Source organism: Winogradskya humida, from assembly GCF_016862215.1.
Taxonomy (GTDB): domain Bacteria; phylum Actinomycetota; class Actinomycetes; order Mycobacteriales; family Micromonosporaceae; genus Actinoplanes; species Actinoplanes humidus.
On sequence record NZ_BOMN01000060.1, the window covers coordinates 16,035 to 29,236 of the forward strand.

The 13,202-nt window shown below is 69.9% G+C and carries 15 protein-coding genes; 5 read left to right on the forward strand and 10 right to left on the reverse strand.

Annotated features, from left to right (window positions below; genetic code table 11):
* The first annotated feature begins 118 nt into the window (after window positions 1–118).
* Both Ahu01nite_RS23935 and Ahu01nite_RS23940 read left to right on the forward strand, forming a co-directional pair.
* On the forward strand, window positions 119–610 hold the full coding sequence (locus Ahu01nite_RS23935) for a GyrI-like domain-containing protein (RefSeq protein WP_203838848.1): 492 nt from the start codon (window positions 119–121) through the stop codon (window positions 608–610).
* Entirely contained in the window at window positions 610–1,476 is an 867-nt protein-coding gene (locus tag Ahu01nite_RS23940; RefSeq protein WP_203838849.1) for a transglutaminase-like domain-containing protein, read from the forward strand. The genes Ahu01nite_RS23935 and Ahu01nite_RS23940 overlap by 1 nt, the downstream gene beginning before the upstream one ends.
* Before the next feature lie 162 nt (window positions 1,477–1,638).
* Here the strand turns inward: Ahu01nite_RS23940 and Ahu01nite_RS23945 are convergent, their stop codons facing one another.
* From Ahu01nite_RS23945 to Ahu01nite_RS23955, 3 genes are all read right to left on the reverse strand, one after another.
* Entirely contained in the window at window positions 1,639–2,376 is a 738-nt protein-coding gene (locus Ahu01nite_RS23945; RefSeq protein ID WP_203838850.1) for a hypothetical protein, read from the reverse strand.
* Entirely contained in the window at window positions 2,370–2,975 is a 606-nt protein-coding gene (locus Ahu01nite_RS23950) for a hypothetical protein (protein WP_203838851.1), read from the reverse strand. Before Ahu01nite_RS23950 ends, Ahu01nite_RS23945 begins: the two co-directional genes overlap by 7 nt.
* A 340-nt stretch (window positions 2,976–3,315) precedes the next feature.
* Entirely contained in the window at window positions 3,316–3,972 is a 657-nt protein-coding gene (locus Ahu01nite_RS23955) for a TetR/AcrR family transcriptional regulator (RefSeq protein ID WP_203838852.1), read from the reverse strand.
* Window positions 3,973–4,071: 99 nt separating this feature from the next.
* On the opposite strand from Ahu01nite_RS23955, the gene Ahu01nite_RS23960 reads away from it, so the two are divergent.
* Complete coding sequence (locus Ahu01nite_RS23960; RefSeq protein WP_203838853.1) at window positions 4,072–5,175, forward strand: NADH:flavin oxidoreductase; 1,104 nt, start codon at window positions 4,072–4,074, stop codon at window positions 5,173–5,175.
* A gap of 357 nt (window positions 5,176–5,532) precedes the next feature.
* Here Ahu01nite_RS23960 and Ahu01nite_RS23965 read toward each other — a convergent pair whose 3' ends face one another.
* The 5 genes from Ahu01nite_RS23965 to Ahu01nite_RS23985 all read right to left on the reverse strand — a co-directional run bounded on the left by Ahu01nite_RS23965 (window position 5,533) and on the right by Ahu01nite_RS23985 (window position 9,399).
* On the reverse strand, window positions 5,533–5,910 hold the full coding sequence (locus tag Ahu01nite_RS23965; protein ID WP_203838854.1) for a DUF3037 domain-containing protein: 378 nt from the start codon (window positions 5,908–5,910) through the stop codon (window positions 5,533–5,535).
* Window positions 5,907–6,653, reverse strand: a complete 747-nt coding sequence (locus Ahu01nite_RS23970) for a HipA family kinase (RefSeq protein WP_203838855.1) — start codon at window positions 6,651–6,653, stop codon at window positions 5,907–5,909. The genes Ahu01nite_RS23965 and Ahu01nite_RS23970 overlap by 4 nt, the downstream gene beginning before the upstream one ends.
* Before the next feature lie 10 nt (window positions 6,654–6,663).
* Entirely contained in the window at window positions 6,664–7,209 is a 546-nt protein-coding gene (gene abmR, locus Ahu01nite_RS23975) for an ATP-binding transcription factor AbmR (RefSeq protein ID WP_203838856.1), read from the reverse strand.
* A gap of 70 nt (window positions 7,210–7,279) precedes the next feature.
* Window positions 7,280–8,764 carry a deoxyguanosinetriphosphate triphosphohydrolase family protein gene (locus Ahu01nite_RS23980; protein WP_203838857.1) on the reverse strand — a complete coding sequence of 495 codons (1,485 nt, stop codon included), beginning with the start codon at window positions 8,762–8,764 and terminating at the stop codon, window positions 7,280–7,282.
* A gap of 56 nt (window positions 8,765–8,820) precedes the next feature.
* Window positions 8,821–9,399, reverse strand: a complete 579-nt coding sequence (locus Ahu01nite_RS23985) for an LURP-one-related family protein (RefSeq protein WP_203838858.1) — start codon at window positions 9,397–9,399, stop codon at window positions 8,821–8,823.
* A gap of 118 nt (window positions 9,400–9,517) precedes the next feature.
* Between Ahu01nite_RS23985 and Ahu01nite_RS23990 the strand changes: the two genes are divergently transcribed.
* Together Ahu01nite_RS23990 and Ahu01nite_RS23995 are read left to right on the forward strand one after the other, a co-directional pair.
* Window positions 9,518–10,642, forward strand: a complete 1,125-nt coding sequence (locus Ahu01nite_RS23990; protein WP_203838859.1) for an MBL fold metallo-hydrolase — start codon at window positions 9,518–9,520, stop codon at window positions 10,640–10,642.
* 10 nt (window positions 10,643–10,652) lie between these two features.
* Complete coding sequence (locus Ahu01nite_RS23995; protein WP_203838860.1) at window positions 10,653–11,444, forward strand: class I SAM-dependent methyltransferase; 792 nt, start codon at window positions 10,653–10,655, stop codon at window positions 11,442–11,444.
* Window positions 11,445–11,653: 209 nt separating this feature from the next.
* On the opposite strand, the gene Ahu01nite_RS24000 is transcribed toward Ahu01nite_RS23995, so the two are convergent.
* Window positions 11,654–12,550, reverse strand: coding sequence for a diacylglycerol/lipid kinase family protein (locus Ahu01nite_RS24000; RefSeq protein ID WP_239159085.1), 897 nt, complete (start codon window positions 12,548–12,550; stop codon window positions 11,654–11,656).
* Window positions 12,551–12,586: 36 nt separating this feature from the next.
* Complete coding sequence (locus Ahu01nite_RS24005) at window positions 12,587–13,165, reverse strand: GAF domain-containing protein (protein ID WP_203838862.1); 579 nt, start codon at window positions 13,163–13,165, stop codon at window positions 12,587–12,589.
* Between the last annotated feature and the right edge of the window lie 37 nt (window positions 13,166–13,202).

Here is a 13,202-nt window from a genome sequence, read left to right on the forward strand (position 1 = left end):
TCTCCCCTTAGGGGAGGCTCCAGAGTCGTTGTATGACCAACGACCTGCGGGGGTTGACGACTCGCCGGGGTGTCCGTGCTCGCCGACACCGCCGGATCAGCCTGTTACGCCCAGCGACATGCCCCTGTCCATCGTGGCGGAGGTGCTCGCCGGCACGCGCGAGGTCACCGCCGTGAAGCTGGCCTCGGTGCGCTACGAGACCGACCAGGCGGGCCTGATGGAGACGATCGAGCGGGGCGAGGCCGAGGTCCGCGCGGTGCTCGACGCCGCCGGTGCCGTCAGCACGACCGAGCACTGGGTGATCTACCACAGCTTTGTCACCGCGGAGAGCGCGGCGCCCGTCGAGATCTGTGTGCGGTTCCGGGGCGTGGCCGAGCCCGCCGGCGATGTGGTGATCCGGATCGAGCCGGCCCACACCCAGGTCTGTACGACGGTCGCCCGTGACGACTGCTTCTATCCGCGAATCATGCGGGCCTACGCGGCGGTCGAGGTGTATGCCAAAAACCTTCGGCTGTGCGCCCCGCCTCGCGAGATCTACCTCGGTGCCTGGCACGAGATCGCCGGCACGGATCCCTTCGTCCACGTCGCTCAGCCGATCGAGGTGCCCTGATGGATTACACCCGCCAGACCGCCTACTCCGACCCGCGCGAGTTCACCGCCCTGCTCGCCGAGCTGCCGTCCGACGTGCCGTCCCTGGCCGCCGCGATCCGCAACCTCGTGGTGCACTACCGGGCGTCCGGCATCGCGTTCCCCGACGAGCGGCTCAGGGAGATCGACAGCCGCTGGGCCGACCGGCTCCTCGCCCACGATCAGGGGCGTTTCCCCGGTTCGCTGCTCGCACCACGCCCCGAGAAGGACCGCATCGTCGGCTGCTGCCGTGACTTCACGTTGCTCAGCGTTGCCGCCCTGCGCGTGCACGGCATTCCCGCTCGCAGCCGGGTGGGCTTCGCCGACTACATCGAGCCCGGCTTCCACAGCGACCACGTGATCACCGAGTGGTGGGACGGCATCCGCTGGCACGCCGTGGACGTCGAGGTGGATCCGGCGTGGGGGATGCCGGTCGATCCGCTCGCCGTGCCGCTTGCGCCCGGTGGTCTGATGCCGGCCTCACAGGTCTGGACGGCGTATCGGCGCGGCGACATCGACGCTCGCAAGTGTGGGGTGGGCGGTGCTGAGAACCCGTTACGGGGTGCGTGGTTCGTCCGCAACTACGTGCTCAACGAGGTCGCCCACCGCTATGGCGACGAGTTGCTGCTGTGGGACACGTTCGGCGTGCAGTCACTGGAGCTGGACGGCGACCTCACCCTGATCGACGAGGTCGCGGCCCTGGTGACCGCCGCCGACGCGGGGGACGCCTCGGCGGAACGGCGTCTCGAGCTTCGCTACCGCACCGACCCGCGGCTCCACCCCGGCCCGACGGTCACCACTTACTCGCCCCGGACCGAGAGGGCGGCCGAGCTGGCCCTCGCACGCTGATGGTGGCTTTGCTGGCCTGGCTCTTCTCGCCCGGCTTCGCTGGGCGGCCTCGGCCGCCGGCGCGTTCTGGCGGTCGGGTGGGACGGCGGACCGCCCGCCACCTTTGTGCGGTGACGGGCGGTGCTTCTGACCGTTTGGTGGCTCCTGCAGTTTGGTGGCTTTCTACAGTTTGGTGGCGTCGGTGACGGCCAGTTTGAGGACCCGCGTGTAGGCGGATTCCGTCCAGCCCTGCTCGTCGAATTCCAGCCAGATGAGCTTGTCGCTCGTGACGGCCAGGAATGCCGTGATGGGGGTGTCGATGTCCTGGCTGTCGATCTCGGTGCGATAGGCCGTGAACGGGAGGTCCCGCACCGGCTTGGCGCATTGGACGGCGGCCTGGACGACCGGGTGCTTCGCCGCCGTGTCGCTGCCCTTGAGGGTCAGCGCGAGCTCGCGGACCTCCAACGGGGTGACGACCTGGCCGGCAGGCTTGGCGTCCGAACCGCGGACGGTCGCCGTGTAGGAGCGCTCGATCCCCGTCGTGCCGAAGATGGCGTCGGACTGCTCCGGTTTGGCGGAGATCCAGGGGAACGAGCCGGTGCAGTCGACCGGCTGCGGGGTGGTCAGCGGCGGGCCCAGCGCCGCGCAGGCGGCGGCGTCGTAGGACGCGGCGGCGTAGCCGTTGACGATGCTGGTCGTGGTCGGCCAGATCTGCTCGACCGTCAGCAGGCCCGTTTTCGGCTCATCGAGGTCGGTGCGGCAGGGAGCTTTGCTGCCGACTGCACCTCCGCCCGTCGCCCCGCCCGCCGAAGGTCCCACGGTCGGCTTTTCCGCGACCGGATCCGAGTCACCGGTGCAGGCCGTCAAGCCCGTCAGCAGCGCGGCGAGCAGCAGCCCGCGGGTGAGAGAGTGCCTTAGCAAGCGATGGCCTTTGCCTTGTACTCGAACGTGCTCGAAGCGTAGGTCGTCGAGCAGGAGGCAGCGCCCTCGGCGGGGACGGCGAACGAGATCGCGGTTCCCTTGACGGGCGTGATGACCGTACCGTTGCTGTTGCACTTGTTGCCGGTCCAGCCGCCGTTGAACTTCTTCTCGCCGTGGAAGAACGCGTACTTGCCGGACTTCACGTTGACGGTGACCGATTCGGTGCTGCTCTTGGTGACCTCGCCCGAGAGGGCCAGTTCGACGCCGACCGCCTCGCTGAACTCGCCCATCACGACGTTCGCGCTGACCGTCGTGGTCGAGGTGTAGCTGACCGACGCCTTGATGGTGGCCACCTTGCTGACGGACTTGGTCTGCGAGCCCGTACCGCCGGCCGGAATCGAGAAGTACTGGGCGTGCGTGATCGTCCGGGTCGACGACTTGCTGGTGATTTTGAGGTCCGTGGTGTTCGGCTCGCAGATGACAACGGCCTGCGGTGAGAGGTCGGATGCCTGGGCGGGAGCGGCCGCGATGGCGCTGCCGGCAACCGAGAGGAAGATGGCCGCGAGCCCGGAAGCCCTGCGGCGGTGGTTGAGCTGCATGTGTAGTGCTCCAGTCCTGTCATGAGAGGCAGGAAAGCCCCGTGATCGCTGTTGATGATCAACAGTCACCGGGCGCACGGCAATCACTACCGTGAACAAACCTTACCGATCGGCCCCGGGCGGCTACTCCTGCTGCCCGCCGACACTGCTTTCCCAGCTCAAGCAGGGTTCGGGACAACGGCAAGCGGGTCGGTGTGTTAACGCGGCAGCGGTCGGCTGTTCCTGGGGCAGGGCTTCGCGGTGGCCGGCTGCTACCGGGCAGGGACCCGCCCGGGTGGACCAGTACCACCGACCCGGCCCGCAGCGCCGCGGCGGCGGTGGCCGGCAGGATGGCCGGCTGCTACTGCGGCAGGGGGTCGGAGTGGGTGGCGCGGAGGCCGTCCAGGGAGATGCGGACCAGGCGGGTCCAGGCGGTGCGGTCGCGGGGGCGGCCGTTCTGCTGGGTGACGCGGACGGCGCAGCTGAGGGATTGGAGCATCAGGAGCAGGTCGTCGCGGGTGACGCCGGGGCGCAGCAGGTCGGCGGCGCGGGCGAGGAGTTCGTCGATGATCTCGCCGAGCACCACGGCCTCGGCCGATGGGCGGGACCAGCCGGCGGCGACGGAATCCATGATGGCGTGCTGTTTCGCGCAGCCGCGGAGGGCCTGGTCGAAGAAGTCGGTGAGCGCGGTCCACGGGTCGGCGGTCGCCGTGGCGGTGCGGATCGTGGCGGACCAGGAGGTGAACTGCTCGTGCAGCACCTCGGCGATCAGGTCTTCCTTCGCAGGGAAGTGGCGGTAGAGCGTGCCCATCCCCACTCCGGCTCGGCGGGCGATCTCGCGGACGTCGACCGTGCCGCCGTGCTCGTCGAGCGCGCCCCGGGCCGCCTCGACGATCGCCGCCCGGTTGCGAACCGCATCCCGCCGCAGCGGCCGCACCTCACCTCGCGGCGAAACCACGGTCGGGGCATCCGCGGGGCGCGGCGGGACCGAGGCGGGGGCGTCGGCCTGGGCGGTCATGGGGACGAGTCTATCGCCACATATCCGGCAGGCCGGGTGCGTGCTACGTTTTTTCGGAGCACGTGCTCCGCTTCCGTCATGCCGTGAAAGGGATCGCCCGTGAACCCGCTCTTCCGCCCGTATGACCTGGCCGGCCTGGCCCTCGCCAACCGGATCGTGATGGCCCCGATGACGCGGCAGTTCTCTCCGGGTGGCGTGCCCGGTCAGGACGTCGTCGACTACTACACGCGGCGGGCCGCGGGTGGGGTCGGGCTGATCGTCACCGAGGGCACCTACGTCGAGCATCCGTCGGCGGGCACCAGCACGAGGGTGCCGCGTTTCTACGGCGAGGACGCGCTGGCGGGGTGGAAGCGTGTGGTCGATGGTGTGCACGCCGCGGGCGGTCGCATCGTGCCGCAGCTCTGGCACGTCGGTGCCACGCGCAAGGCGGGCCGCGGGCCCGTCCCCGAGGCGCCGGTCACCGGCCCGTCGGGGCTCGACCTGGACGGCGCCGAGCTGCCCGGTCCCGATGCCGTGCTCAGCCTCTCCGACGTGGACGACATCATCGGGGCCTTCGCCGGAGCGGCCAAGGCTGCCCGGGCGGCCGGCTTCGACGGTGTCGAGCTGCACGGCGCGCACGGCTACCTGATCGACCAGTTCCTGTGGGAGCGCACCAACCGCCGCACCGACGAGTACGGCGGCGACCCCGTGTCCCGGGCCAAGTTCGCCGCCGAGGTGACCGCCGCCGTGCGGGCAGCCGTCGGGCCCGACTTCCCGGTGATCTTCCGGATGTCGCAGTGGAAGAGCGGGGCCTACGACGCCCAGCTCGCCGAGGACCCGCAGACCCTCGAGCGGGTGCTCACCCCGTTGATCGAGGCGGGCGCGGACGCGTTCCACGCCTCGCAGCGCCGGTTCTGGCAGCCCGAGTTCGAGGGCTCGGAGCTCAACCTCGCCGGCTGGATCAAGAAACTCACCGGCCACCCCGTGATCACGGTCGGCTCGGTCGGCCTCGACGTCGTGTTCACCGACTCGCTCGCCGGCCAGGGCCAGCCGTCCCGCACCGAGATCCAGCCACTGCTCGAGCGGCTGGAGCGTGACGAGTTCGACCTCGTCGCGATCGGGCGTTCACTGATCGCCGACCCCGAGTGGCCCAACAAGGTGCGTGACGGCCGCTTCGACGAGATCAAGGCGTACGAGAACGGGATGCTGAAAGAGCTGTACTGACGCGCCTTCCGCAACAGGGTGTAAGCGCAGGTGAGGCTGCTGAAGGTGGCCTCACCGCGCCACGCTGAATATTGTGCTGCCAACCATTGCCGCGCAGCTTTGTGCGGTGATTTTTGTCAAACGCGCATCATTACGTCTTCGCTTGAGACACATAAAGATTTCTGGCCTCACACTGCGTTGCCCGGCGGGCGCCCAGGGTGAGTTGCCGCACTCGCGGAAGGCGCGCCGGCGAAGGGCGCACTCGGGGAGGCGCACCAGCGGGAGGCACTCACAGGAGGCGCACTCACAGGAGGCGCACCAGCGGGAGGCACTCAACAGGAGGCGCGCCTGCGGGAGGCGCGGCCGCGGGAGGCGCGGTTAGCGGACGAGGAGCTCGACCAGGCGGTCGAGCTCCGCCGCGGGGTTGTCGGCGAGGCCCATGTGGACCGGGCCGGCCTGCAGGATGGTGCTGCGGGGGGCGACCATCCAGCGGAAGCGTTCGCCCTGTTTCATCTCGCGGGCCGCGCCGCTGTCGGTGCCGCCCGCGCAGGTGATCTCCCAGGAGTTGAGCGCTGCGCGGATGCTGTCCAGGTCGGCGTTGGGGTCCAGGGCGAGCAGGCGGGGCTCGTGGAGGTGGGTGCGGGCGGCGAGGAAGTCCAGGCGGTGGCTGTAGAGGACGACGCCGACGTTGATCAGTTCGCCGCGCTCGACGCGGGGGACAGCGCGGATGATCGCGTACTCATAGGGGGCCTTCACGCGGGCACCCAGGCGTCGGGGGCGGCGGCGCGGGCGAGAAGGTGTTCCCGGTAGGCCGAACGCGCCGCTGACGGTGAGTCGAAGTCGAACTCGGCCAGCCACTCGTCCGGGACCAGGGCGAGCACGTCGTCGAGCACGTCGCCGGTCAGCTGCGGGACGACAAAATCACGAGCTGCGGGCAGGGCCGTCGCGTACGGCTTGAGCACATGGTCGTCCCACTTGTAGGGCCGGTGGACGACAGCCGCGGCGCGGGGCCAGTTGTGGTGGAAGTACAGCGTGGCGCCGTGGTCGATGAGCCAGAGGTCGCCGTGCCAGATGAGCAGGTTGGGGTTGCGCCAGCTGCGGTCGACGTTCTCGACGAAGGCGTCGAAGACCAGCACCCGCGAGGCGAGCTCGGCGTCGATCGGGTGGGCGACCGGGTCGTACCCGAGGGAGCCTGGCAGGTAGTCCATGCCGAGGTTGGCGCCGGCGCTGGCCTTGATCAGCTCCTGGACCTCCTCGTCGGGCTCGGCCCGGGCGACCACCGGGTCGAGCTCGACGACGACGAGCTCGGGGACGGGCAGGCCGAGACGGCGGGCCAGCTCCCCGGAGATGACCTCGGCGACCAGGGCTTTGGGGCCCTGGCCCGCGCCGCGGAACTTCACGACGTAGGTGCCGAGGTTCTCCGCTTCGACGATGCCGGGTAGCGACCCGCCCTCGCGCAGGGGCGTGACATAGCGGGTGGCAGTGACATCGGGTAGCACGGGGACAACCCTACTGAGGACCCTGCCGCCGCAGATCCTCGACCTTGGTCATCGCGTCGCGCAGTGACGTCAGCCAGTCGTCGGTGTGCTCGCCGACCAGTCGGACGCACCAGGCCAGCGCCTCGGAGCGGCTGCGGGCCACCCCGGCGTCGACCAGCGTGTCGAGCACCTGGCGCTCCGGCTGGCGCAGGCGGGTCATCACCGGCGCCGACAGGTGCGTGAAGAGCTCCTGGCTGTCGCCGCAGCGCACACCCCAGCTCACCTTGCGCTGGTAGCGATGCTCGACCTGGAGCGCGACCTTGATCCGGTCCTCGCGGGTGTCCTCGCGGAACTGGTGGATCCGGCCGGCCTGGGCGGCCGCCTTGTCGGCGTCGGTGGCGTCGGCGCCGAGCTCGGGGGTGGGCACGCGGCCCCAGATGAGGATCTCGTCGCGGTCGACGACAACCTCGGCGGGCTCGGTGAACCAGCCGTCGGGGGCGGCGCCGGTGATCCAGGCGGCGGCGTCATCGGCGGGTGGCGGTTCGGTCCGGGTTCCGGACGGTGGGCGGAAACGCATGATGAAACCTCCCGGTGTTCTAGCTGATTACATGCTTACACCGTTGCAGGCGTTGCACCACCCCATCCGCTCAGAGCACAAAAGCATCGGTCCAGAGCTGACGGGTACGCCCGGAGAGCGCCTCCATCAACGCCACCGCCTGACTGTCCGTCAGCGCCGCCACGTAATCGATCACGGCCCGTCCCCGAGCCCGCGAGATCCGGTCCGGTGTCCCCTCGGGCAGCTCGTCCTCGGCCAGCTCCACGAGGTCCCGGATGCGCCGCGGCAGCCGCTCGACCTCGTCCGGGTCGGCGAGCCACGCCAGCAGCGCCTCCACCAGCGAAGCGAGCAGCCGCGCCTGCCCACGCTGGTGCAGTGCCAGGTCGGGCCGGGCCAGCACGAAGCGGTTCTGCACGAACTTGAGCACCTGCACCTCGTGCCACTGCGCCGGGGCGAGCAGCACGTGACCCGAACGTACGGCGGGGGTCTCGGTCACCTCGATCGAGTCGACCAGCCGCTTCGTCCACGTCGCCGAGAACGCCGCGACCTGGGATTCCGCCTCGAACGAGCCGTCGAAGGGTGCGCTGAGGAGGCCGTCGACGAGCTCTGCGCGTACCTGCTCGATCGCCGCAGCGAAGGCATCGTCATCGGCCACCCACCCGTCCTTGCGGTGCAGCTGGCGGCGCAGCATCTCGATCGCCGTGCCGGAGCGGCGCTGGTCGAGGTCCTCGTCGGCGAGACCGGAGTAGGAGGTGCGCTGCCAGGCCATCAGCTCGGCGGCGACCGCGCCCTGCTGCAGGACGCCCACCCGGTGCACGTCCTCGAGGTCGTGGATCGCGTACGCGATGTCGTCGGCCGTGTCCATCACCGAGGCCTCGGGGGTCTGCTGCCAGTCCGCGACCCGGCCGGTGAACGGGAGCCGGGCCTCGACCATGTCGCCGACCTCGGTCGTGTACGCGCCGAATTTCAGCGAACCGCCGTCCGGATCGTCGGCCGGCGCGGCGGCTCCCCGCGGCGGCGGGTCCATGAGGCGCGGGTGCGGCGCGGGGTGCGTACGCCTCGTCCAGGGGTATTTGAGGATCGCCGCGCGGGTGGCGGCAGTGAGATTGAGCCCGATGGTGGCCTGGCCGCGGATCTCCGTGCTGGTCACGATGCGGTACGACTGCGCGTTGCCCTCGAACCCGTCGCGCAGCCGCAGCCGCTGGCGGGCCAGGTTGTCCAGCACCCGCTCGCCGAGATGGCCGAACGGCGGGTGGCCCAGGTCGTGCGCGAGCGCCGCGGCCTCCACGACGTCCGGGTCGCAGCCGCCGAGTTTGTCGAGCTCGCCGGCGTACCGGCGGAGCAGGTTTTCGGCGATCGCCCGCGCGACCGACGCGACCTTGAGACTGTGGGTGAGGCGGTTGTGCACCAGCAGTCCGGCGCCACCGGGGCTGATCACCTGGGTGACCCCGCCGAGCCGGGCGAAGAACGGCGAACTCACGATCCGGTCCCGGTCGACGCGGAACGGGCTGGTGGCGAGGTCGCCGGGGGCGACGAGACCATCACCGAAGAGGCGCCGGGCGCGCGGATCATCCATGCGCCCGACGCTATTACATCAGCTCGGCGGGAGGTTACATCAGCTCAGCGAGGAGGTCAGCGAGACTGCAGGGCGTCCAGGGCGACGGCCATCGCGGCGACCAGGCGGCGGTCCAGCGCGGGGTCGTGGATGGTCACGACGTAGCGGTCGCGCAGGCCCCACTTCTTGACCACGCTGAACGCCGGGCGGTCACCCAGCAGGAAGTCGAAGTGGTACGGCAGCCACGACAGCGAGTCGACGAAACGACGCAGGATCGCGACCGTGAGGTTCGTCTCCCGGCCGATCATCTCGCCGTGCCCGGGCTGCTCCAGGTGCCACGTGGAGCGCAGCAGCGATTCCTTGAAGTTCTTGCGGAACAGACCGATAGGAGTCCCCGCGGCGTCCGTGACGTCGTAGGTGGCGCCCAGATCCATCACCTGGCGTGCCTTGAAGCCCAGGACGGGAGTGGTCTTCTTGTCATCGGTGTAGAGGGTGACCTGCTCCTTGAAGGCCATCCGCTTCTGCTGCGCGAAGGCCAGGATGCCGGCTTCCGAGCCGTCCGGAGCGACGGCGTGGACCTCATATTGGTTGACCATCAGGCGCACACGCTGGCGCACGATGAGTTGCTGCTGGGTCTGAAGGGTGTCGACAGTCACGCGCCGCAGTGTGACATACCTCCCGTTGCTGAGATGTCCCTCAGCAGCGCGGTGGCGCAGTGCCGCCGGGGCGGACAGACTTGAAACCCGGGACAGAATCGACACGGAGGAACCGCGCATGACGAAAGAGGCAAACGGCCGTCGGCGGCGGGCAGGTGGATGGGTCGCCCTCGCGCTGGGCGCCGCGGCGGTGTGGGCCGCCCACGACATCCCGCTCCAGATGGGCTCCCGCAAGATCGGCAAGCGTGCCGACGGGCAGCGTGGCGAGCGTTACCGCAGCTCCCCGCAGTTCTCAGAGGGTAAGTTCCGCAACACGCTGCCCGCGGCCGAGATGGCGCCGGCTTCGATGTCGCGGGTGCTCGCCGCGACCCTGACCAACCGCGACCGGCGCCACCCCGGCTCCCCGATCCCGGTGGTCACCCCGGAGACGGGTGGCGACGGCCTCTACGTCACCTGGTACGGCCACTCGTCCGCACTGATCGAGATCGAGGGCCGTCGCGTCCTGCTCGACCCGGTGTGGAGCGAGCGCTGCTCACCGTCGCGGCTGCAGGGCCCCAAGCGCCTGCACGAGCCGCCGGTCGCGCTGCGGGAGCTGCCCCCGATCGACGCCGTGGTGATCTCCCACGACCACTACGACCACCTCGACATGGAGAGCATCCGCAACCTGGTCGATCTGCAGGCCGCGCCGTTCCTGGTGCCGCTGGGCATCGGCGCGCACCTGGAGCGCTGGGGCGTGCCCGCCACCCGGATCATCGAGCTGGACTGGGACGAGCGCGCCACCGTCGCCGGCATCGAGTTCATCGCCACGGCGGCCCGGCACTTCTCGGGCCGCGGCTTCACCCGTGACGAGACGCTCTGGGCGTCCTGGGTGATCAAGGGCCCGAACCGTAACGCCTTCTACTCCGGCGACACCGGCTACTTCCCGGGCTTCGCCGAGATCGGCGAGCAGCACGGCCCGTTCGACGTGACCCTGGTGCAGATCGGGGCGTACGGCGACGCCTGGCCGGACATCCACATGTTCCCCGAGGACGGCGTGGCGACCCATGTCGACGTCAAGGGCGGCCTGATGATCCCGGTGCACTGGGCGACCTTCAACCTCGCCCTGCACGACTGGCCCGAGCCGGCCGACCGTGCCTGGGCCGAGGCGAAGGCCCGCGGTGTCAACCTCGCGGTCCCGCGCCCGGGCGAGCGCGTCGACGTCGACAACCCGCCTGCGGTCGACGGCTGGTGGCAGCAGCTCTAGGTTTAGCGGTATGCCGCCTTTCGACGAACTGCTCTATGCCGGAAGCGCGGCTCACTACCCGAGCGGCCGCATGCCGTACCCGTCCGCCCTGGCCGACGCCCTCCGGGGTGAGCTGGGGCTGGACGGGACCGGCCGGCTGCTCGACGTCGGCTGCGGTCCGGGCCCGCTGACCACCCTGCTCGCGCCGCTCTTCGCGCAGGCCACCGGGGTGGACGCCGACGCCGACATGATCAAGGTGGCCCGCGCGGCGGCACCCGGGATCTCGTGGCGCCAACTGCGCGCCGAGGATCTGCCCGCCGACCTGGGGACGTTCCGGGTGGTCACGTTCGCCCAGTCCTTCCACTGGATGGATCGGGAACTGGTGGCCCGGCGGGTCCGGCCGATGATCGAACCGGGCGGGGCCTGGGTGCACGTCTCCGCCGCCACGCATCGCGGGCTGCCGGGTTCCGGGGTGCCATGGGACCGGATCGATGCGCTGGTCGCGGCATATCTGGGTCCGGTGCGCCGGGCGGGGCGCGGGCTGCTGCCGGCGGGTACGCCGGGCGGTGAGGAGGAGATCATGCGGGCGGCCGGTTTCCGGGGGCCCGCGCGGCTGCCGATCACCGGCGGTGACGTGGTCGGCCGGAGCACTGACGACATCGTCTCGTCGGTCTTCTCGCTGTCCTCGTCGGCGCCGCATCTTTTCGCCGAGCGGCTCGTCTCCTTCGAGGCCGAGCTGCGAGCCATCTTGCGGGAGGCCTCGCCGTCCGGCCTCTTTGCCGAACGGCGAGGTGCAGTCGAAGCGGTGGTGTGGCGGCCCTGAAAGGCCCTAGCTCGCGGCGTCGAGAGCAGCCACCACGAAGATGGCGAGGAAGAAGAGCCCGCCGAGCAACATCGGCCGGACGTGGCCCAGGTAGATCTTGTGCTTCTGGTGGTACGGCATTGCGAACCCCCTGGAGATGCGGAGCGGTGTGCCGGACGCTCTCAGTGTGGAGGCCCGATAGGCTCGCTGACCAGGGGATTTAAGGGCTTTTAAGAGGACTTATCGCCCGTACGCTGGCGGGGCACACACACTTTTACGGCGCCGGGGGCCACGGAGACACGGATTTTCTTTACCGCGTCACGGGCGCCGCCGTCCAGCTCGTACGTGAGCGGCTCCCGCAGTTTGACGTCGATCTTCCGGGCCCGCGTCATGTGCACGAACGGCGACTCGTCCGAGCGCCCGACCGCCATCTGACCCATCGTGCGCGCCCACTGAGCGGCGCCCCGCGCGGTCGCCACCCCGACGTCCAGCCAGCCGTCGTCCGGCTTCGCGTCGTCGAACGCGTGGATGCCCCCGGTCACCGTGCCCACGTTGCCGACCAGCACGCAGCTGGCCTCCTCGTCGAACCAGGCGGTGCCGTCCACCTTGATCTTCGCCCGCGGGGACTCGCCGTTGACGTTGCGCAGGCCGGTCCAGACGTACGCCAGCTTGCCCATCCGGTCCTTCAGCTTCCCGTCCGCGTCGTGGATCATGGCCCCGTCGAAGCCGATCCCGGCCATCACCGCGAAGTGCTCGCCGTTGAGAACACCCAGGTCGAGCTTGTGCCGCTCGCCGTGGAACGCGTTGTCGACCGCACCCGGCAGATCCGCCGGCACGTGCAGGTTGGTGGCGAGCAGGTTCGCGGTGCCGGCCGGGATGATGCCGACCGGGATCTTCGCCTTGGCGCCCGCGATCGCGTCGAGGCTGCGCTGGACCATCCCGTCCCCACCCCACACGATCAGCAGGTCGGGCTCCTTCCTGATCGCCTTGCGCACCTGCTTCGGGGCGTACTTGCTCTTCGGCACCTCGTACCAGAACAGGTCCTCGACGCCCTGGTCGGTGATGAGCCGGCGCAGCTCGTCAAGCCCGCCGCCGAGGGTCTTGCGCTGATGGGCGATCACAGCCACTTTCCGGGGGGTCCGCATGGGACGCCGACTTACCCGTTAGTTGACGCTCTCACGCATGCGCTGCTCGGCGGCGGCGCTGCGGATGACCATCAGCCGTAGCTCCAGCTCGTCGGAGACCATCGATGCGAGATGCTCCAGGGCGGTGAGCTGGCGCTTCGTCGCCTCGCGGGGCTTGTTGTCGATCACGTTGACCGTGCCGAGCCGATAGCCGTCGTGCGTGCGGATCGGGGCGGCGGCGTAGAAGCGCAGGCCCAGCTCGCCGCGGACCAGGGGATGCTCCAGCGTGCGCGGGTCCACCGCAGCGTTGTTGATCACGTAGACGTCGTCCTGGGCGATCACCGACGCGCACAGCCCGGGCTCCTTGCCGACCTCACGGATGCCGTCGAGCCCCTGACAGGCGGCCAGCCAGACCCGGTCCTGCTCGACCAGTGACACGGTGGAGATGGGAGTGTCGAAGATGGCGCCGGCTACGAAGGCGATCCGGTCGTACGCGTCCTCGCTCGGCTGATCCACCAGCCGGTAGCGCCGCACGGCGTCCAGTCGCCGCCGCTCCTCGGGGCTGACGTTGTCGAGGTACTCGTAGGCCCCGCCGGAAACCGGGTTGCTGTTGGTCATATTTAGACCCTAGTGAAACTTCCGGGGGTCTCCGCAA